This window comes from Flavisphingomonas formosensis, assembly GCF_009755815.1.
Classification (GTDB): Bacteria; Pseudomonadota; Alphaproteobacteria; order Sphingomonadales; family Sphingomonadaceae; genus Flavisphingomonas; species Flavisphingomonas formosensis.
The window spans coordinates 34,236-53,287 of the sequence record NZ_WRPK01000010.1 but is presented as its reverse complement, the minus strand read 5'-3'; the positions used below and the strand labels follow the sequence as shown (position 1 = coordinate 53,287).

General features: G+C 66.2%; 16 protein-coding genes. 9 read left to right on the top strand and 7 right to left on the bottom strand.

The genetic code is table 11. The annotated features are described in order from the left end of the window. Nucleotides 1-45: 45 nt before the first annotated feature. Entirely contained in the window at nucleotides 46-366 is a 321-nt protein-coding gene (trxA, locus tag GQY20_RS23865) for a thioredoxin TrxA (RefSeq protein ID WP_157219661.1), read from the top strand. Between the two features lie 44 nt (nucleotides 367-410). Here trxA and GQY20_RS23860 read toward each other — a convergent pair whose 3' ends face one another. Genes GQY20_RS23860 through GQY20_RS23845 form a run of 4 tightly spaced genes read right to left on the bottom strand, consistent with a single transcriptional unit; the run spans nucleotide 411 to nucleotide 4,675 of the window. Next, entirely contained in the window at nucleotides 411-1,202 is a 792-nt protein-coding gene (locus tag GQY20_RS23860; protein ID WP_157219660.1) for an inositol monophosphatase family protein, read from the bottom strand. Continuing rightward, the gene (locus GQY20_RS23855; protein WP_157219659.1) at nucleotides 1,202-1,810 is read right to left on the bottom strand and encodes a glutathione S-transferase family protein; all 609 of its coding nucleotides are present in this window, start codon (nucleotides 1,808-1,810) and stop codon (nucleotides 1,202-1,204) included. The genes GQY20_RS23860 and GQY20_RS23855 overlap by 1 nt, the downstream gene beginning before the upstream one ends. A 5-nt stretch (nucleotides 1,811-1,815) precedes the next feature. Continuing rightward, nucleotides 1,816-3,039 (bottom strand): bifunctional glutamate N-acetyltransferase/amino-acid acetyltransferase ArgJ, encoded by a 1,224-nt coding sequence (gene argJ, locus GQY20_RS23850; RefSeq protein ID WP_157219658.1) that lies wholly within the window; start codon nucleotides 3,037-3,039, stop codon nucleotides 1,816-1,818. Between the two features lie 49 nt (nucleotides 3,040-3,088). Then, nucleotides 3,089-4,675, bottom strand: coding sequence for a glycosyltransferase family 39 protein (locus tag GQY20_RS23845; protein ID WP_157219657.1), 1,587 nt, complete (start codon nucleotides 4,673-4,675; stop codon nucleotides 3,089-3,091). Nucleotides 4,676-4,864: 189 nt separating this feature from the next. Between GQY20_RS23845 and secA the strand changes: the two genes are divergently transcribed. After that, the gene (gene secA, locus GQY20_RS23840) at nucleotides 4,865-7,606 is read left to right on the top strand and encodes a preprotein translocase subunit SecA (RefSeq protein ID WP_157219883.1); all 2,742 of its coding nucleotides are present in this window, start codon (nucleotides 4,865-4,867) and stop codon (nucleotides 7,604-7,606) included. Nucleotides 7,607-7,621: 15 nt separating this feature from the next. Here secA and GQY20_RS23835 read toward each other — a convergent pair whose 3' ends face one another. Then, nucleotides 7,622-8,254, bottom strand: a complete 633-nt coding sequence (locus GQY20_RS23835) for a Pr6Pr family membrane protein (RefSeq protein WP_157219656.1) — start codon at nucleotides 8,252-8,254, stop codon at nucleotides 7,622-7,624. A 132-nt stretch (nucleotides 8,255-8,386) separates the two neighbouring features. On the opposite strand from GQY20_RS23835, the gene GQY20_RS23830 reads away from it, so the two are divergent. The 5 genes from GQY20_RS23830 (at nucleotide 8,387) to GQY20_RS23810 (ending at nucleotide 13,899) form a co-directional block, all read left to right on the top strand. Then, the gene (locus GQY20_RS23830) at nucleotides 8,387-9,415 is read left to right on the top strand and encodes a LacI family DNA-binding transcriptional regulator (RefSeq protein WP_232476223.1); all 1,029 of its coding nucleotides are present in this window, start codon (nucleotides 8,387-8,389) and stop codon (nucleotides 9,413-9,415) included. Nucleotides 9,416-9,494: 79 nt separating this feature from the next. Then, a complete protein-coding gene (gene zwf, locus GQY20_RS23825; protein WP_157219655.1) occupies nucleotides 9,495-10,952 on the top strand; it encodes a glucose-6-phosphate dehydrogenase in 1,458 nt (485 codons plus the stop codon). After that, nucleotides 10,945-11,649 carry a 6-phosphogluconolactonase gene (gene pgl / locus GQY20_RS23820; protein WP_157219654.1) on the top strand — a complete coding sequence of 235 codons (705 nt, stop codon included), beginning with the start codon at nucleotides 10,945-10,947 and terminating at the stop codon, nucleotides 11,647-11,649. The genes zwf and pgl overlap by 8 nt, the downstream gene beginning before the upstream one ends. 218 nt (nucleotides 11,650-11,867) lie before the next feature. Continuing rightward, nucleotides 11,868-13,016, top strand: a complete 1,149-nt coding sequence (locus GQY20_RS23815) for an LLM class flavin-dependent oxidoreductase (RefSeq protein WP_157219653.1) — start codon at nucleotides 11,868-11,870, stop codon at nucleotides 13,014-13,016. Nucleotides 13,017-13,137: 121 nt separating this feature from the next. After that, complete coding sequence (locus GQY20_RS23810) at nucleotides 13,138-13,899, top strand: SDR family NAD(P)-dependent oxidoreductase (RefSeq protein WP_157219652.1); 762 nt, start codon at nucleotides 13,138-13,140, stop codon at nucleotides 13,897-13,899. 2 nt (nucleotides 13,900-13,901) lie between these two features. Here the strand turns inward: GQY20_RS23810 and GQY20_RS23805 are convergent, their stop codons facing one another. Beyond that, nucleotides 13,902-15,035 carry a helix-turn-helix transcriptional regulator gene (locus tag GQY20_RS23805; RefSeq protein ID WP_157219651.1) on the bottom strand — a complete coding sequence of 378 codons (1,134 nt, stop codon included), beginning with the start codon at nucleotides 15,033-15,035 and terminating at the stop codon, nucleotides 13,902-13,904. A gap of 44 nt (nucleotides 15,036-15,079) precedes the next feature. Here GQY20_RS23805 and GQY20_RS23800 point away from each other — a divergent pair, with 44 nt between their 5' ends. Further along, entirely contained in the window at nucleotides 15,080-15,997 is a 918-nt protein-coding gene (locus GQY20_RS23800) for an alpha/beta hydrolase (protein WP_157219650.1), read from the top strand. A gap of 82 nt (nucleotides 15,998-16,079) precedes the next feature. Beyond that, on the top strand, nucleotides 16,080-17,642 hold the full coding sequence (locus tag GQY20_RS23795) for a FadD3 family acyl-CoA ligase (protein WP_332836111.1): 1,563 nt from the start codon (nucleotides 16,080-16,082) through the stop codon (nucleotides 17,640-17,642). A gap of 282 nt (nucleotides 17,643-17,924) precedes the next feature. Here GQY20_RS23795 and GQY20_RS23790 read toward each other — a convergent pair whose 3' ends face one another. Continuing rightward, complete coding sequence (locus tag GQY20_RS23790; RefSeq protein WP_157219648.1) at nucleotides 17,925-18,998, bottom strand: Rieske 2Fe-2S domain-containing protein; 1,074 nt, start codon at nucleotides 18,996-18,998, stop codon at nucleotides 17,925-17,927. Nucleotides 18,999-19,052 lie beyond the last annotated feature (54 nt).

The following is a 19,052-nucleotide window of genomic DNA, read 5'->3' as shown; positions in this document are numbered from 1 at the left end:
CATGTGCTCGCCTACATCCGTTGCACGCATTTCGAGGAGTTCGTCATGGCAACCAAGAAGATCACCGACAGCAGCTTCCATAGCGACGTCATCTCGGCCGAGGGCCCCGTGCTCGTCGATTTCTGGGCGGAATGGTGCGGCCCCTGCCGGATGATCGGCCCGGCGCTGGAGGAGATCTCGGAGGAGCTCGGCGAGAAGGTGACGATCGCCAAGCTCAATATCGACGAGAATCCGGACGCGCCCAGCAAATATGGCGTCCGCGGCATCCCGACGATGATCCTCTTCAAGGACGGCGCGCCGGCCGCCACCAAGGTGGGCGCGGCGCCGAAGAGCCAGCTCAAGGGATGGCTCGAATCGTCGCTCTGATTGCGCCGCGTCCTCCCGGCGGACGCCGGGCTGGCGCGTAGAATCTAGCCGAACAATATCCGTGCCGCCTCGTCCCACAAAGCGGGCGAGGCGGCGCCGATCATTCCGGTTCCCGGCACGCCGACGCGATAGGGGCTGCCGTCCGGCCGGGCGATCCGCCCGCCGGCTTCCTCCAGGAACAGCGCACCGGGCGCGTGGTCCCAGGGCAGGGTTCGCTCGAACAGGGCGATGTCGTTCCGGCCGAGGACGATGCGCGGATATTGTTCGCCGGCGCAGCGCGGGATATCGACCAGCGCGAGCGCACCCCTGGCGCGTTCGACGATGTCGGCGCGCCGTGCTTCCGTCATGAAATAGACGGCGGCGGCGGCGAGCGGCAGGGAATTGCCGCTGGGCCTCGCCCACACCCGTTCTCCATCGATAAAGGCGCCCCCGCGCGCGGCGTGGCAGAGCCTGCCGCTTACCGGATCCAGGATCCAGCTCGCTTCCCGCTCACCATCGCTGACCAGCGCGATCATGATCGCGAAGGGGGGATGGCCCTCCGAGAAGTTCTTCGTGCCGTCCAGCGGATCGATGATCCAGGCCGTTCCTTCGCCGAGACCGTCGAGCAGGGTCGGGTCCGCCGCCGTCGCCTCTTCGCCGACCACCCGTGCCTCGCGCATCAGCGCCGCGAGCTTTTCCGTGAGGAAGGCCTCCGATTCCCGGTCGACGATCGTCACCGGATCGCCCGGCGTCTTCTCGGCGATATCCTCGGCGCGAAGCTGGCGGAAGCGCGGCATCATGATCCGCGTACCCACCTCGCGCATCAGCGCGGCGACGTCGTCGCAGAGGCCGTGCATCAGCTCAGCGCGATCTTGACGTGACGGGCATAGCCGGGGCGCTCGGCCAGACGGGCATACCAATCCGCGACCCGCGGCAGCTCGGGTTTCGGTATGTCGAGCGAGAACCAGCTGTGGACGTAGACGCCCATCGGTATGTCGCCGATGCCGAAGGCATCGCCCGACAGCCAGGGATGACGGGCCAGCGCCTCTTCGACGATTGCCATGCGCTCCGCGCTCGCCGCGGCGGATCGCGCCACCGCATCGAGATCGCGTTGTTCGGCCGGGCGGCGGACGAGATTGACGAAGGCGTCGAACTGGGCGGTGGCATAGCTGAACTGCCAGTCCATCCATTTGTCGCCGATCGCGCGGACGGCGGGATTGTCCGGCCAGAGCTGGGGTGCGTAGCGGCCCGCGAGATAGCGCAGGATCGCGTTGGACTCCCACAGCACGAGGCCGTCGTCCTCGATCGTCGGTACCAGCATGTTAGGGTTCATCTCCCGATAGTTTTCGGGAAAACCGAACTTGCCGGCGGTATCGTGCCGCACATAGGCGAGGCCGATTTCTTCGGCGAGCCAGACGACCTTCTTCACATTGTGCGAATTCGGTCGTCCCCAGATGGTGAGCATGGGCGTCAGCTCCGATAGTCGGCGTTGATCGAGATATAGCCGTGGGTGAGATCGCAGGTCCAAACCGTGGCGCGGCCTTCCCCGATGCCGAGATCGACGCCGATCTCGATGTCCTGGCCCTTCAGGTGGGCGGCGACAGGCGCTTCGTCATAGCCTTCCACGGCAAGGCCGCCGCGGGCGACCTGGGTCTCGCCGAAGCGGATCGCCAGCCGGTCGCGCTCCGCCGGTTCGCCTGCCTTGCCCACCGCCATGACGACCCGGCCCCAATTGGCGTCCTCGCCCGCGATCGCGGTCTTTACCAGCGGCGAATTGGCGATGGAAAGGCCGATGATCCGCGCGCTCTCGTCCGATTCCGCGCCTTCGACGTCGATCGCGATGAACTTGCTTGCGCCTTCGCCGTCCCGCACGACGAGATGGGCGAGCTGCATGCACAGGTCCGACAACGCGGCTTGGAAGGCATCCGCGCCTTCGTCTTCGAAGGCGGCGAGCGGTGCGTTGCCGGCCGCGCCGGTGGCAAAGGCCAGTACCGTGTCGGAGGTGGAGGTGTCGCCGTCCACGGTGATGCAGGAGAAGCTGGCCCGGTTCGCATTGTCGAGCATCGTCTGGAGGAAGGCGGGATCGACGGCGGCATCGGTGAAGATGAAGCCGAGCATCGTTGCCATGTCGGGCGCGATCATGCCCGATCCCTTGATGATGCCGGCCAGGCTCACCGTCTTCCCGCCGATCACGGCGCGCGTCACCGCCCCCTTGGGGAAGGTGTCGGTCGTGGCGATCGCCGAGGCGGCGTCCTCCCAGGAGGCTTCCGGAGCGGCTAGCGCCGCATCGATGCCCGCCTCGGCCTTGTCGATCGGCAGCGGCACGCCGATCACGCCCGTCGAGGCGACGAACACGTCCGAGGGTTGGCAGCCGATCGCACCCGCCACCCGTGCCGTGATCGCCTCGACCGCGGCGCGGCCGCGATTGCCGGTGAAGGCGTTGGAATTGCCGGCATTGACCACGAGCGCACGTGCACGGCCGAGCGGCAGCGCCGAGCGGCACCATTCCACCTCGGGCGAGGGGCATTTGCTCCTCGTCGTCACGCCCGCCACCGCGGTGCCTTCCGCGAGCGCGACGAAGGTCAGATCGCAGCGATCCCAATTCTTGTAGCGCGCGCGCGCTACATGGACGGTCGCGCCGCCGATCTTGGGCAGGGCGGGGAAGGGGGAGGCGAGAGGCGAGATCGAGGACATGGGCGGACTCCGCGGGACGGGGGTCCGCTATCGACAAGCCGCCGCCAGATCAACGGCCTTTCGGCCCCGCGACCGGACGGACATAGAGCCGCCCGAGTCCGTCCGTGAGATCGGCGCGCTGGAAGTCATGGCGGACCGCATAGGCCTCCAGAGGCGCATCGGCCGGCGGGCCGCCGTTGCGAGCGAGTTTTTCATATCCGACGAGGATCGCGGCGGGTGGCGCCTGCCCGAATGATTCCTCCAGCGTTTGCGGCGTGACCGCCTTGAGCGCGCGAACCAGCGCCGGAGGCATCAGGCCGCCGTTACGGAACAGGAAGGGGCCGGCGGCGAAGCGCGGATCGATCGGATAGCCGCTGTCGATCACCCGTTCCGGCGCCACGCTGGCGATGACGCCTTCGGCACCGCTTTGCGCCAGAAAGGCACCGATCGCATGCGCCTGCCGCTCGATGGCGAGCACGGTGCGTCCCTTGCGGGCGATCTTCGCCGCATCGGCGATGCTCGGCGCGATCCCGGCCAGCGCGAACAGGATGGCGAGCGCGGCTGCACCCCGCGACGCCAGCGCGCCGCGAGCGATGGCGAGGCCGAAGGCGACGAACAGCGGCGGCAGCATCGGCAGCAGATACTGGATCTGGGTCGGCGTCGGCAGAACCGCGCCGAGCGCGCCTCCGGCGAGGAGCGCGGCGAGCATGACATGTTGGGGACGGAGCCGATGCCGCCTGCCGATCAGGGTGCGGGCGCTGAGGATCGCAGCGAGCAGCGCCGGACCCTGCAGCATGTTGAGCAGCAGGAACAGAATTTTCACGCCGATGCCCAATTCCCCGCCGCGCCCGCTCGCGACATACCATTCGAACGGCGCGGTTCGCGCATAGGTGAATACACCGTAGAGGAAGGCCTGCGGCGCGGGCAGCGCCGCAAGCAGCATCGGCAGCAGCCCGATCGCGGCGCCGACGGCGAAGGCCAGCACGGCACACAGCCCCCGCCATCGGCCGTAGAGCAGCGGAGCGACGCCGGCGCACGCCAGCATCGGCGCATAGGAAAGCTTGGCGCTGGTCGCCGCGCCGAGCAGCAGCCCGGCGAGCGCCATCGCCCGGAGCCTCTGCCGCAACGCCCCATGCAGTGCAGCAGCCGTGGCGCCGGCTGCCAGCGCGGCGGGAAGCGCGTCGTTGCGGACCACCGATCCGGTGAAGAGGAAGGTAGCGGTGCAGGCCATGGCCAGCGTGGCGAGGCTGGCCGCGCGTCGGTCTATGCCGATCGTTCGCTGCGCGCCATAGGTCGCCGCCGCCGCCGCGAGGCTGAACAGGGCGGTTGCGAGGCGCATGGCGAGCAGCGTCCAGCCGGGAAACAGGCTGGCGAGCGGCGCATAGACCCAGCTTTGCAACGGCGGCTGAAGCGATGCGAAATCCCGATAGATCAGGCCGGTGCGGGCCAGCGCCGCGCCCGCGACATATTGGCTCTCGTCATGGTTGTTGGGACTTGTGAAGACGCCGAGCAGCAGCAGGAGCGTCGTCGCCAGCAGCATGACGAGCAGAGGCCTGGTTCGGCCGCTTCGTGTCGTGGCGGGGGCTGCATGTGCCGCACCGATAGTCATGCCGTCCGCTTGTCGCACGCGTGCCTCGATCACCCAGGATCTGCGCACCAAGGGGCGCTTTGCTGGCCGATCGCAAGCGCTTTTCGTGCCAGGGGGAAATTGAAGCGGGGGCGCGGTCGGGGCAGCTTCGATACGGTCTTGCATTCGCGCGAATTGACGTAACCCCCTGCGCCACCTATTTCGCCCCGACCGGAGGCGGTCTTGTTGCCGCATCCACAGATTTTCCAGGGAACGCTCATGCTCGGCGGCATCGCCAAGGCCATTTTCGGATCGTCCAACGATCGCTACGTGAAGTCGCTGCAGCCGATCGTCAGGAAAATTGCGGACTTCGAACCCGCGCTGTCCGCAATGGACGATGAAACGCTGCGCCGCCAGACCGTGCTGTTCCGCGAACGGTTGGCCAATGGCGAGACGCTCGATGCACTCCTGCCCGAAGCGTTCGCCACGGTGCGGGAAGCCGCGAAGCGGGTTCTCGGCCAGCGGCATTACGACGTGCAGATGATCGGCGGCATCGTGCTGCACCGCGGCGAGATCGCCGAGATGCGCACCGGCGAGGGCAAGACGCTCGTCGCCACGCTCGCAACCTATCTCAACGCGCTGCCGGGCACCGGCGTCCACGTCGTCACCGTCAACGACTATCTCGCCAAGCGCGACGCCGAATGGATGGGCCAGGTCTATCGCTTCCTCGGCCTGACCGTCGGCGTGATCGTGCCCAATCTCGACGATCATGAGCGTCGCGCCGCCTATGCCAGCGACATCACCTACGGCACGAACAACGAGTTCGGCTTCGATTATCTGCGCGACAATATGAAATATGACCGCTCGCACATGGTGCAGCGGCCATTCGCGTTCGCGGTGGTCGACGAGGTCGATTCCGTGCTGATCGACGAGGCGCGGACCCCGCTGATCATCTCGGGTCCGACCGACGACAAGTCCGACCTCTACAAGGCGGTCGACGCGATCGTGAAGCAGACCTCTGCGGACGATTACGAGGTCGACGAGAAGCAGCGCTCGGTGGTGCTCACCGAGGACGGTACCGAGCGGATGGAGCGCGCGCTGGAGGCTGCGGGCCTGCTGGAAGGCGCCAATCTCTACGATTTCGAGAATACCCAGGTGGTCCACCACCTGAACCAGGCGCTCCGCGCGAACGTGATCTACAAGCGCGATACCGACTATATCGTGAAGGGCGGCAAGGTCATCATCATCGATGAGTTCACCGGCCGCATGATGGACGGCCGGCGTTGGTCGGACGGGCTGCACCAGGCGGTCGAGGCCAAGGAAGGCGTCCGCATCGAGCCCGAGAACCAGACGCTCGCCTCGATCACCTTCCAGAATTATTTCCGCATGTATCCGAAGCTCGGCGGCATGACCGGCACCGCCGCGACGGAAGCCGCGGAATTCTACCATATCTACAAGATGAACGTCGTCACGATCCCAACCAACCTGCCGGTCAGGCGCATCGATCAGGACGACGAATTCTACAAGACCTGGCAGGACAAGTTCGGCGCGATCACCCAGGCGATCCGCGAGGCGAGCGCGAAGGGGCAGCCGGTTCTGGTCGGCACGGTCTCGATCGAAAAGTCCGAGATGCTGTCGGAATTTCTCCAGAAGGAGAATGTCCCGCACAATGTGCTGAACGCGCGCTATCACGAGCAGGAAGCGCATATCGTCGCGCAGGCCGGACGCCTCGGCGCCGTCACCATCGCCACCAACATGGCGGGCCGCGGCACCGACATTCAGCTCGGCGGCAACCTCGAATTCCGGCTCCTCGACGAGCATCCCGAGTTGGAGATGGGCACGCCGGAGTTCGACATCGCGGCCGAGCGCATCAAGGCGGAGATCGTCCAGGAAAAGCAGAAGGTGCTGGAGGCCGGCGGCCTGTTCGTGCTGGGCACCGAGCGTCATGAGAGCCGCCGCATCGACAATCAGCTGCGCGGCCGTTCAGGCCGGCAGGGCGATCCGGGCCTCAGCCGCTTCTATCTGAGCCTGGACGACGATCTGCTGCGCATCTTCGGGCCGCAGACCATGTTCGCCAAGATGATGAACAAGAATCTGGCGGACGGCGAGGCGATCGTGTCGCCCTGGATCTCCAAGGCGATCGAGACCGCGCAGCGCAAGGTCGAAGCGCGTAACTATGACATCCGCAAGCAGGTCGTCGAATATGACGACGTGATGAACGATCAGCGCAAGGTCGTCTACGAGCAGCGCTCGGATATCATGGACGCCGAGACGGTCGACGACGTCGTATCGGACATGCGCGCCGAAACGGTAAATGCGCTGGTGAGCGATGCCTGCCCGCCGGGCAGTTATCCGGAGCAATGGGACGTCGAGATGCTGAAGGAGCGCACCGCGCAGACCCTCGGTATCGAAGCGCCGATCGACGACTGGCTGAAGGAGGATGGGCTCGAGCCGGAGACGCTCATCGAGCGGATCCAGCAGCTGGCGGACAATGCGATCGCCGAGAAGGCCGCGGCGATCCCGCCGGAAGAATGGCATCGTATCGAGAAGAGCATCCTGCTGCAGAATCTCGATCATCATTGGAAAGAGCATCTCTCGACGCTCGACGCGCTGCGCCAGGTGATCCACCTGCGGGCTTATGCGCAGAAGACGCCGCTCAACGAATATAAGCATGAGGCGTTCGCCCTGTTCGAACGGATGCTCTCCTCGATCCGCGAGGATGTGACCCGCGTGATCGGCAATGCGCAGTTCCTCGCCCAGCCGGATCTGCCCGAGCTGCCGGAGATGCCGGACTTCATCACGACCCATTTCGATCCGCTGACCGGCGATGACGATACGCGCGATCTCGACGCCGGTGCCCTCGGTCTCATCACCACGCGTGTCGCGCCGATGCAGACGCCGCTCCCCGATGGCGAGGAGCTGGGCACCGATCCGGAAAGCTGGAAGGGCAGGGTGAGCCGCAACGCGCCTTGCCCCTGCGGTTCGGGCAACAAGTATAAGCACTGCCACGGCGCGCTCTGAGAGCGCGTCGACGGTTCAGCCGAAAACGCGGCGCGTGCGGGAAAGCAGGCGGTCGATTGCGACCAGCGCCAGGCCGAGCAGCAGGAACAGCAGCGCCACCGCGCAGCTGTTGATCGTCACCTGTCCGGCGCCGAGTTTCGTCACGTCGACGAACGGATAGGGATAGAAACCGGTCACCGCGCCGTGGCCGAAGGTCCATGCCGCATAGGCGAGCGGAGGGACCACCCAGCGCGGCGCATCCGTCCAGCGCAGCGAGCCGTGGGGCGTGAGCGCCACCCAGTCGAGCAGGAACAGCGGCGGCACGATATAGTGCAGGATGCGGTCGATCACCCATCCAGCGGGGCTCAACGGGATCAATCCGTTCAGCAGGGCGATATAAATGCCCATCACCACCGCGATATAGACCGCGGCCGCGCCGCGTACGTCCGCACGCAGGCAGAAGCGTCCGATCGGTCCATCCGGCGCGAGGGCGCTCGCCGTCTGGCAGGTAGCGACCAGGATGTTGCTCAGGATCGTGAAGAAGCTGAAGAAACGGATTACCGTGGCGGCAAGCTCGTCCGCCGGCTTGCCGGAGAGCATCAGCACCAGCTGCGCCACGACCGCGAACCAGCCGAGCAGCCCGGATGCCAGACGATAACCGCGCGTCATATTTCCTCCCCGATGGTGCGATCTCGTTACGCCTCGCAATGGTTGGCGTGAAGAGGGTGACAGGAGTGGAGATGCTCCGGCCCTTGCGGAAAATCTTGATCTTCACGGAGAAAGCGCGCTTCGATCGTGGACGTGACAGGCAAGATCGGCAGAGGCGTGCGCGCCACCATCCTCGACGTCGCCGCCCGGGCAGGCGTCTCGATCAAGACCGTCTCGCGCGTCTTCAATGCCGAACCCAATGTCCGGGAGGAAACGCGCGACAAGGTGATCGCTGCCGCACAGGAGATCGATTACCATCCCAACGTCGCCGCGCGCGGGCTGGCGGGCAAGCGTTCTTTCCTGATCGGCATGGTGCACGGCAATCCCAGCCCCTATTACGTCGCCGATCTGAATGCCGGGGTGCTCGATCGCCTGCGCGGCGAGCCTTATCGCCTGCTGGTCCTGCCCTTCGAATCGGCGAGCACCATGTCCGGCAAGGTGCTGGCCATGGCGCGCAGCTCGGGCCTCGACGGCCTGATCCTGTCGCCGCCGCTCGGCGACGATCCGACGACGATCGCGGAACTCACCGCCGCTGGCTTTCCCTTCGTGCGGATCGCTCCGGCATCGGCCACCTGGCTGACGCCGGAAGTGCGCATGGACGATGTTGCCGCCGCCCAGGACATCACCGAATATCTGATCGGCCTCGGCCATCGCCGTATCGCGATCATCCGGGGCGATCCTTCCCATCCGTCCGGCACCGCGCGCCTGATCGGCTATCGCAAGGCGATGCGCCGCGCCGGGCTTGATATCGATCCCATGCTGGTGGAGGAGGGGCTCTACACCTTCGATTCGGGCATCATGGCGGCGCGGCGCCTGCTCGCCAGCCGGACGCGCCCCAGCGCGATCTTCGCCTGCAACGACGATATGGCTGCTGGCGCGCTCTTCGCTGCCAACGAGATGGGATTGAAGGTTCCCGACAAGCTCTCCCTCGCGGGTTTCGACGACACGCCGATCGCCTCCATCGTCTGGCCGCGGCTGACCACGATCAGCCAGCCGACCGTGGATATGGCGCGGGCGGCGACGGCCGCGCTGCTTGCGCTGCTCGATGACAAGAAGGAGGGCGGGCGCATCACCATGCCCTATCGCCTGGTCGTGCGCGGCTCGACGGCACCGCCGGGCTGACCGGCACTTTTTCATGCGCGCGTAGTTGAGTTGCCGTAACATGTTGGCGTCATCGTCCCTGGCAATGAGGTATCCGCGAATGACGCCATCGTGCGAAACCGTCCTGCTCTTCGGCGCAACCGGCGATCTCTCCCGCCGGATGCTGCTGCCCTCGCTCTTCCATCTCGACGCCGATGGACTGCTGCCGAAGCATCTCGTCATCTACGGCACCTCCCGCTCGCACCTGACCGATCAGGAGTTCCAGGCCCTGGCGCGGACTGCGCTGGAGCCCTTCCAGGCAGCACGGCCGGACGCCGCGCTGGAGCCCTTCCTCGCGCGCCTTCGCTTCGTGCCCGTCGATGCTTCCGATCCGTCGGGCTTCGCGGCACTCGCCGAGGCGGTGGGGCCGTGCGCGCAGTCGGGCGGCCTCGCCATTTTCCTGTCGACCGCGCCATCGCTGTTCGAACCGACCATTGCCGGGCTGCACGGCGCGGGCCTGGCGGGTGAGAATGCGCGTATCGGCCTCGAAAAGCCGCTCGGCCACGATCTCGGCTCCAGCCGGGCAATCAACGACGCGGTCGCTTCTGCCTTTCCGGAGGAGCGAACCTTCCGGATCGATCATTATCTCGGCAAGGAGACCGTGCAGAACCTGCTCGCGCTGCGATTCGGCAACAGCCTGTTCGAGCCGCGCTGGAATGCCGGCGGCGTCGATCATGTCCAGATCACCGTCGCCGAGACGGTCGGCCTCGAAGGGCGGGTGGGCTTTTACGACGGCGTCGGCGCGCTGCGCGACATGGTGCAGAATCATATGCTGCAACTCCTCGCGCTGGTGGCGATGGAACCGCCGTCCCGTTTCGATGCGACGGCGGTGCGCGACGAGAAGGTGAAGGTGCTGCGTTCCTTGCGCCGCATCGATCGCAGCACGGCCGCCACGCACAGCGTGATCGGCCAATATTCTGCAGGGGCCGCCGCGGGGGCACCGGTCCCCGGCTATGCCGAGGAGCTCGGCAAGCCGAGCGATACCGAAACCTTCGTCGCGCTGAAGGCGCATGTCGACAATTGGCGCTGGAAGGGCGTGCCCTTCTACATGCGCACCGGCAAGCGTCTGCCCGTCCGTCATTCGGAGATATTGATCCAGTTCAAGGGCGTGCCGCATTCGATCTTCGCGGAGCGCGGCGCGGTGTTGCACCCCAATCGCCTGATCATTCGTTTGCAGCCGGAGGAGGGTATCCGTCTGATGGTCATGGCGAAGGAACCCGGTCTCGACCGAGATGGCGTGCGACTGCGCGAGGTGCCGCTGGACCTCAGCCTCGTAAATGCCTTTTCGGGCGCGCGCCGCCGTATCGCCTACGAGCGGCTGCTGCTCGACTTGATCGAAGGCGATCCCACCTTGTTCGTGCGTCGCGACGAGGTGGAGGCGCAATGGGAGTGGATCGACGCGATTCGCGACGGATGGAGCACCAACATGATGACGCCGCGCACATATCAAGCCGGGACATGGGGGCCGTCCGCCGCTATCGCGCTCACCGAACGCGACGGAGTGAGCTGGAATGATTGAAGCCGAATGGTGGGATTATGAGGATGAGGACGAACTGGCCGAGGCTGTGGCCGGCGATGTCGGCTTCATCATCGAAAGCGCGCTCGATGCGCGCGGACAGGCGCTGATCGCGCTGCCGGGCGGCAAGACGCCCGGGCCGGTGTTCGCAAAGCTCGCCAAGGCCAAGCTCGACTGGAAGCGGGTGACGATCATCCCGACCGACGATCGTCTCGTCGGCGTAAAGGATCCGCTGAGCAACATCGCGCAGATCGCCAAGGCCTTCCTCCCGCTCGGCGCCCGTGTCTTCCCGATCGTCAGCGAGGCGGCAGCGGATTACAAGGCCGCGGGCAAGGCTGCCGATGCGCGGCTCTCCGAACTGCATTGGCCGCCGGATCTGGTCTGGCTCGGCATCGGTGCAGACGGCCACACCGCCTCCATCTTTCCGGGGCCGGATCTCGACGAGGCGCTGAACGGACCCAAGACGCGCCGCGCGCTCGGCGTGATGCCCGACCCGTTGCCGACCGAAGCGCCCGTCGCCCGTGTGACCCTGAGCCGCGCCGCGATCGTCGCCGCGCGTACGCTCACGCTGGTGCTGACCGGCAAGGAGAAGCGCAAGGTGCTCGAACAGGCGATCAAGCAGGGTGCAAGCTCATCCATGCCGATCGGGCGCGTGCTGGCAGAGGCGGAGCAGGCGATCGACATCCATTGGTGTCCATGAGCCGCGGACGCGGCATTCGCAGCCCTTGCGAATGCCGCGCCATGTTCCGGTCGCCGGAAACCGCCGTGACGGCAACAGGATCGGGCCACGATAGCTCGGCAGGGCCACGGAAAGGGCCGGCGGCCGCCATATAGTCCGAACGGACGATGCGCCCGCCTGGCGCCACCCATAGCAGTTGCCCCAAGGCCGCGATCCCGCGGCATTGGAGAGGCTGAACAATGAAGTTCTCGATTATCTATGAAGCGCAGATGGCGGACCCCTCGCGCGAGTCCGAGCGCCAGTGCTTCAACGAAATCGTCGAGCAGGTGATCCTCGCCGAGGAAATGGGCTTCGACAATGTCTGGTCGGTCGAGCACACCGCGCTCACCCAATATGCCCATATGTCGGCTCCGGAGACTTTCCTCGCCTATATGGCGGGCCGCACCACCCGCATCGGCATCGGCCATGGCGTCGTCTGCCTGCCGCCCGCGATGAACCATCCGGTGAAGGTCGCCGAGCGCATCGCGACGCTCGACATCCTGTCCAACGGCCGCGTCCATTTCGGCATGGGCAAGGGCGGCACGCAGCAGGAAGCGGGCACCTTCGGCTATGACCTCGCCGAGCTGCAGCCGATGATCGACGAGAGCATGTACCTCATCCCGAAGATCCTGAAGGACGGGCATGTCGAGCATGACGGCAAGTATATCAAGATCCCGTCGCGCCCGATCCACCCGAGCCCGGTGCAGGATCCGCATCCGCCGATCTATTACGCTTGCACGCGTGAATCGACGCTGGAGCTGGCCGGCCGTCGCGGCATCGGCGCGCTCGTGCTCGGCTTCTCGGGCCCCGAGGAGATCGCCCGCAAGAACGCGATCTACCGCGAGAACTTCAAGAATCGTAAGCCCGAGGATCAGGTCGGCTTCCGTCCCAACGAGCATCTCGCCGCCTTCTGCGCGGCCTGCGTGCTCGACGATCGCGACCAGGCGCGCAAGATCGGTCTGAAGGGCCAGCGCTTCTTCGCCGAGGCGATCTCCTACTGGTATCAGGGCGGCCCGCTGCCGACCGCGCATATCGACTCCGACGAGGAGAATGCCGAGGCGTTGGGCAAGGCCCGCGAGCAGGTCGTCGCCTATATCTCGGAAGAGAAGATCGTCGACGGCGCCGACGCGATGACCAGCAACTACACGGTCGCGCAGGATGCCTATGGCAATGCCGAGGATTGCATCCGCTACGTGACCCGTCTGCAGGAAGCCGGCGCCGACGAGGTGCTGTTCCTCTTCCAGATGGGCACCGTCCCCCACTGGTCGATCCTCGAGACGATCCGCAACATCGGCACCAAGGTGATCCCGCACTTCCGCAACCAGGCGGCGGCGCTGGCGGCCGAGTAAGGTCACGTTATCGTCATCCCAGCGAAAGCTGGGATCGCTCTCCTCCGGCGACCGGCTGGCTCTAGAGAGTGATCCCGGCTTGCGCTGGGATGACGGCGTTAAAATCGAGCGGAGAGACAGGATGTTCAAGGGCAGGGTGGCGCTCGTCACCGGCGGCGGTTCGGGTATCGGCGCGGCAGCGTGTCAGCGGCTGGCGATCGAGGGTGCGAAGGTCGCAGTCGTCGATCTCAAGGGCGATACGGCGGCCCATACGGTCGAACTGATCGAGAAGGCGGGCGGCAGCGCGATCGCGGTGGCGGCCGACATTTCCAGCCCCGAGGACAATGTCCGCATGTTCGACGAGGCCGAGGCCGCGTTCGGTCAGGTCGACGTGGCCTTCCTCAATGCCGGCATCCTGCAGCCCTATATCCCGCTGGAGCAGGTGACGGTCGAGCTGTTCGACAAGGTCCTCGCGGTCAATCTGCGCGGCGCCTTCCTGGGCATCCAGCAGTGCCTGCAGCGGCTGAAGCCCGGCGGCGCCTGCGTGGCCACCGCATCCGCGGCGGCCTATCTCGGCTTCGCCGAGGCAGCCGCCTACGCCACCTCCAAACATGGCCTGATCGGCCTCGTCCGTTCGTCGGCCGCTGCTTTCGCGGCGCGCGATCTGCGTATCAATGCGGTCTGCCCCGGCATGGTGATGACGCCGATGAACAGCTTCGCGGCGATCGACACGATCGAACCGCCCGAGAGCCTCGCCAACGCGCCCTATCGCGGCGGCCTGACCCCGCAGCAGATCGCCGAGGTGGCGCTGTTCCTGCTGAGCCAGGGGGCCTCGGGGGTCAACGGCCTCGCCCAGCTCGTCGATTCCGCAGCGCTAGCGACGTTCGCGCCGCTGCCGCAGTGAGATCAGGCGGCGGGTCGCGTCAGTCCGGGCAGGCTGTGATGCACCAAGTGCACCAGCTGCGACTGACGCTTGACCCCCGTCTTGGCGAAGATCGAGCGCAGATGCGCGCGCACCGTGTTGGGCGAGATGCCGAGATGGGCCGCGCAATCGGTGAGCGAGAGGCCGCTGGCGATATCGGCGGCGATCGCGGACTCGCTCTGCGTCAGCCCGAGCAGCTCGCGGATCGATTCCGGCGAAACCCGCGGCGCGTGCACCGGGTCGCTGAGATAGAGCACCGTCGCCGGCCCGCCGCCGGCGAGCACGTAATCCGGCGCGTGCGCGCTGCCGATGACGAGCAGCAGGTCCCCCCCGCCCGACGGCCGAGGGATGCGGATGGTGAGCGGCACATCCTCGTCGCCGGCCGAGAGCCGGGCTTGGAAGGCGCGGGCGAGCTCCGCATCGTCGATCGCGATCCCCGTTCCGCGCAACGCGATGCCGTCCCCTTCGGCGAGGATGGTCGACGCAGTGGGATTGAGCCGGATCACCTTGCCGCGCTTGTCGAGCAGGATCATGCCGACGGCCATCTGCTCGATCGCGCCGGCATAGATTTGCTGCTCGGTCTCGCCGGTCGCCAGCCGGTCGAACAGGCGGAGCGCGATCCGCAGATGCGGCACGATCGCCTCGAAGCGGGCCTCGTCCTGTTCGGTGAACGCCGCCTGCTGCCGGCCGCGCGTGAGCCGCAGACGCAGCTCGAGGCCGCCCGGCTCGCGAATCTCGAGGCCGAGCACTTCGTCTCCCGTCGTCTCGGCGAGGAACTGGAAATAGGCGGCATGGCGCCGCTGCGATTCGGCGGGCACGAAGTCGCGGAACCGCACGACCTTTCCGTCGGGCAGGCCGGTGAAGGGATCTGTCGCGAACAGGCTGCTCGTGTAGAGCGTGCCCACGGCGGGATCGCCCTTGGGCGTCAGGAACAGGCCGGGCCGGTCCGCGCCGCGCGGCGTGAGGATGAAGGTGACGAACGACGCGTCCGCCGATCGCGCCAGCTGATCGAGGAACGCCGCCCAGGGTTCTTCGTCCGTGAGGCTGGAGAACAGCGCGGCCAGCAGGTCCGCGATGTCGGCATAGCGTTCCTTGGCCGACGACGCGCCGTCATCCATTCTCGGATTCATCCCTCGATTCGATTTTCAGGAGAGGCATAGCGATGATCGACCCGGTTTTGCAGCAGATGATGGATGCCATGGCGGCAAGCGGCTTCGCGCTGCCGGATCCGATCACCCCCGTGTCGCTGCGCGCGGTGCTCGACAATCCCTTTCCGGTCGAGCCGATTCCGATCGCCGAGGTGCGCGATGTCGAGGTCGCGGGCGGGGAGGGAACGATCCCCGCGCGCCTCTATCATCCCAAGCCGGGCGAGACTCTGCCGGTGGTCGTGCTGATCCATGGCGGCGGCTGGGTGGTCGGCACGCTCGACACGCATGATGGCCTCGCCCGCGTGCTGGCGCGCGAGGCGGGCTGCGCGGTGCTCTCGCTCGGCTATCGGCTCGCGCCCGAGCATCCCTATCCCGCGCCGCTCGACGATTGCCTTGCCGCGATCGCGGAGTTGCCGGCGCGCGCGGCCGAGTTCGGCGTCCGTGCCGAAGGCTATGCGGTGGCCGGCGACAGCGCGGGTGGCAACCTCGCCGCCGCGGTCGCGCTGGCGCTCAAGGGCAAGCCCACTGCGCCGTCGCGGCAGGTGCTGTTCTACCCCGCGCTCGACAGGCGTTTCGACACGCCCTCCTATCTCGCTGCGCCGGACGAGGGCATCCTGACCGTCGATATGATGCGCTGGTTCTGGCACCAATATGTCGGCGATGCCGAGCCCGACGCGCTCGCCGCGCCGAGCCGCGCGACCTCGCTCGAGGGCCTGCCGCCGGCCACGGTCGTGCTCGCCGCCAACGATCCGCTGCATGACGAGGGCTTCGCCTATGCCGTTGCGCTGATGAAGGCCGGCGTTCCCACCGATCTGCACAGCTTCTCGGGCGGTACCCACGGTTTTGCGAGCTTCTTCGGCATCGCCCCGATCGCGGATCAGGCGATCGCCGTCGCGGCGGGGGCGCTGCGCGTCACTTTTCAGCGGCAATGACCGCCATGCCTCTTTCGTGATACGCAAATCGCCATATAAGTGCGACCAACCTATATAAACGCGTATCATGAGGGATGAGAGCGTGCTGCCTGACAAGTTGACATTGGGTGCCCTGGTCGAATCCGCGGCCGCACGCTGGGGAGACAAGGTCGCGATCGAGGACGGCGATATCGTCCTCACCTTCGCCGGGCTCCGGGAACAGGCGAGCTGCTTCTCCCGCGCGCTGATCGCCGAAGGGCTCGTCAATGGCGATCGCATCGGCATCTGGGCACCCAACAGCGCCGAATGGGAGCTGGCGGCGATCGGTGCCGAGCAGATCGGCATCGCCGTCGTGCCCTTGAACACCCGCTTCAAGGGTCGCGAGGCGGCTGACATCCTCGGCCGTTCGGGCGCGAAGCTGCTGTTCAGCGTAAAGGGCTTTCTCGGGATGGACCTGCCGGCGCTGCTGGCGAACGAGGATCTGCCGGCGCTGCGGCGCACCGTGCTGCTCAACCGCGGCGATGAAGGCCTCGCAGCCTTCCTCGCCCAGGGCGAGACTGTCGGCGATGCGGAGCTTGCCGACCGCATCGCCGCGGTGAGCCCGGAGGATGTGATCGACATTCTCTATACCTCCGGCACCACCGGTCGGCCCAAGGGCGTGATGAGCGCCCATCAGCAGAATATCCGCACCTTCGAGGCTTGGGCCAATTCGGTCGGCCTGCACGAGGGCGACCGCTACCTCATCGTCAATCCCTATTTCCACAGCTTCGGCTACAAGGCCGGCTGGCTGGCGGCGTTGCTGCGCGGCGCGACGGTGCTGCCGGTGGCGATGTTCGATACCGGCAAGATATTGGAGATGATCGAGGCCAAGCGCATCGCCGTGCTGCCTGGGCCGCCGACCATCTATCAGTCGCTGCTCGACGATCCCGCGCACAAGACGCGCGACCTCTCCTCGCTGCGCCTCGCCGTCACCGGCGCGGCGAGCGTGCCGCCGAGCCTGATCCGGCGCATGCATGACGAGCTCGGCATTCGCGACGTGCTCACCGCCTATGGCCTTACCGAGACCTGCGGCGTGGTGACCGCCACCAAGGCCGGCGATCCGCCTGAGCTGGTCTCGGCGAGCTGCGGCCTGCCGATCCCCGGCGTGTCGCTGCGCTTGGTCGATCCGGAGGGCAGGGACGTGCCCGACGGCCAGCCCGGCGAATTGCTCGTCAAGGGTTTCAACGTGATGAAGGGCTATCTCGACGATCCCAAGGCGACCGCCGAGGCGATCGACGCCGAGGGCTGGCTGCGCACCGGCGACATCGCGATCCGCGACGAGGACGGCTATCTGCGTATCACCGACCGCGCCAAGGACATGTTCATCAGCGGCGGCTTCAATTGCTACCCGGCCGAGATCGAGGCGCTGATCCTCGATCATCCGGCGGTCGCGCGCGTCGCCGTCACCGGCGTGCCGGATCTGCGCATGGGCGAGGTCTGCCGCGCCTGGATCGTCCCCAAGCCCGGCGAGACGATCGACGAGGCCGAGTTCATCGCCTGGTGCCGCGGCCACATGGCCAATTACAAGGCACCGCGCTCGATCCGCGTCGTCGAGACGCTGCCGATGAACGCCGCCGGCAAGGTCCAGCGCTTCCTGCTCAAGGACGAGGAAGAGGTCGCAGCGTAGTAAGATTTGCTCTAGCGCGCTATCTCATCCCGCTTGGGCTGAGCTCGTCGAAGCCCTCCCTTTCTTCTTTTTTCTGAGAGGCAAAGAAGAGAAGGGAGCACTTCGACAAGCTCAGTGCAAACGGGTGAGGAGGTTGCCGGATCAGCCTGCAGAGCGCATCGCTCCTGCGAGGGCAGGAGCCCATCTCTCAACCAATTCCGCCGCTCGTATCGAGAGAAATAGGCATAGAAAAAGCCGCGCCCCGATCGCTCGGGACGCGGCTTTTCCAATTCAAGCCTGAACTTACGCGACCTTCTTCTCTCCGCCGCGATTGTCCATCGTCACATGGCGGCCATTGACGCGTTTCTGGAAGTCGCCGGCACGGGACAGCGAGTTGTAGAACTGCTTGTACCACAGGCGGCACTTGTCGGTCGGCCCGTCGCCGCGCACCATCATCGGCGAGAAGCAGGGCTTCTTGAACGTCCAGATCTCGAAATCCTGCGAGAAGGCGTCGAGGCTGGCCTGCTGATAGGCACGCGCCACCGGCACATCCTCCTCGGTCGTCTCGCGGCCGAAATTGACCATCAGCGCGTGCCAGACGTGGATCTTGCCGTCCTCGACCGGCGTGTGCGCGATCAGCATGTGGGTGGGGAAGCTGCCGCGCATGTGCGACTGCAGGATCGCCGGGCCGGTATACCAGGTGTCTAGCTCCAACAGGCCTTCGCCTTCCTGGACGAGCGTGCGATGGCCCGCGCCGAAGATCTGCCACTGCACGTGGCGATCGAACTCGTTGTAGAAATAGGAAACGTCGCGCGAGCCGTGGATCGGCATGAAGTGCGCGAAGTCGGTCATATTGTCGACCACCTCGATCGGATGCTGGGGAAGCTCGCCGAGATCGTCGATGATCCAGCGCACCCAATTCTTGTCGTCCCAGGCCTCGAACGCCGGCAGCTCATAGTCCGGCTCATTGCCTTCCTCGTCATGCCACATCCAGATGATGCCGGCGCGCTCGACGACCGGCCAGGTCTGGATTGCGGCCGCCTTGGGCGGCTTCTGGTCGCTGTACGGAATATGGTTGCAGCGCCCGTCGGGGCCGAAGCGCCAGCCATGGAAGGGGCAGCGGATCGACTCGCCCTGGATGCGTTCATTGTCGCGCACGATGTAGGAGGTCTCGTTCTTGCCGAGATGTGCGCCCATATGCGGACAATAGGCGTCGACGAGGTGGGGCGTGCCCGATTCCCCGCGATAGAGCACCATGTCGCGCGCGAAGAAGCGCAGGGTCATCGGCTCCTTGCCGAGCTTGGATGCGTCGGCGATCATGTGCCATCCGCGGGCGAAGGTGTGGTCGCCAAGGCGATAGTCGGCGGTCTGCGCCATATGTCGTCTCTCCGGGTTATACGTTGCCGGTTGCTTAGCAGTTTTCCGCCGATC

Bases quoted from the DNA above. Each gene is read 5' to 3' on its own strand.
- GQY20_RS23855 (WP_157219659.1), bottom strand. From the start codon at position 1,810: ATGCTCACCATCTGGGGACGACCGAATTCGCACAATGTGAAGAAGGTC.
- GQY20_RS23805 (WP_157219651.1), bottom strand. From the start codon at position 15,035: ATGGATGACGGCGCGTCGTCGGCCAAGGAACGCTATGCCGACATCGCG.
- secA (WP_157219883.1), top strand. From the start codon at position 4,865: ATGCTCGGCGGCATCGCCAAGGCCATTTTCGGATCGTCCAACGATCGC.
- zwf (WP_157219655.1), top strand. From the start codon at position 9,495: ATGACGCCATCGTGCGAAACCGTCCTGCTCTTCGGCGCAACCGGCGAT.
- GQY20_RS23835 (WP_157219656.1), bottom strand. From the start codon at position 8,254: ATGACGCGCGGTTATCGTCTGGCATCCGGGCTGCTCGGCTGGTTCGCG.
- GQY20_RS23815 (WP_157219653.1), top strand. From the start codon at position 11,868: ATGAAGTTCTCGATTATCTATGAAGCGCAGATGGCGGACCCCTCGCGC.
- GQY20_RS23810 (WP_157219652.1), top strand. From the start codon at position 13,138: ATGTTCAAGGGCAGGGTGGCGCTCGTCACCGGCGGCGGTTCGGGTATC.
- trxA (WP_157219661.1), top strand. From the start codon at position 46: ATGGCAACCAAGAAGATCACCGACAGCAGCTTCCATAGCGACGTCATC.
- GQY20_RS23800 (WP_157219650.1), top strand. From the start codon at position 15,080: ATGATCGACCCGGTTTTGCAGCAGATGATGGATGCCATGGCGGCAAGC.
- argJ (WP_157219658.1), bottom strand. From the start codon at position 3,039: ATGTCCTCGATCTCGCCTCTCGCCTCCCCCTTCCCCGCCCTGCCCAAG.
- pgl (WP_157219654.1), top strand. From the start codon at position 10,945: ATGATTGAAGCCGAATGGTGGGATTATGAGGATGAGGACGAACTGGCC.
- GQY20_RS23790 (WP_157219648.1), bottom strand. From the start codon at position 18,998: ATGGCGCAGACCGCCGACTATCGCCTTGGCGACCACACCTTCGCCCGC.
- GQY20_RS23860 (WP_157219660.1), bottom strand. From the start codon at position 1,202: ATGCACGGCCTCTGCGACGACGTCGCCGCGCTGATGCGCGAGGTGGGT.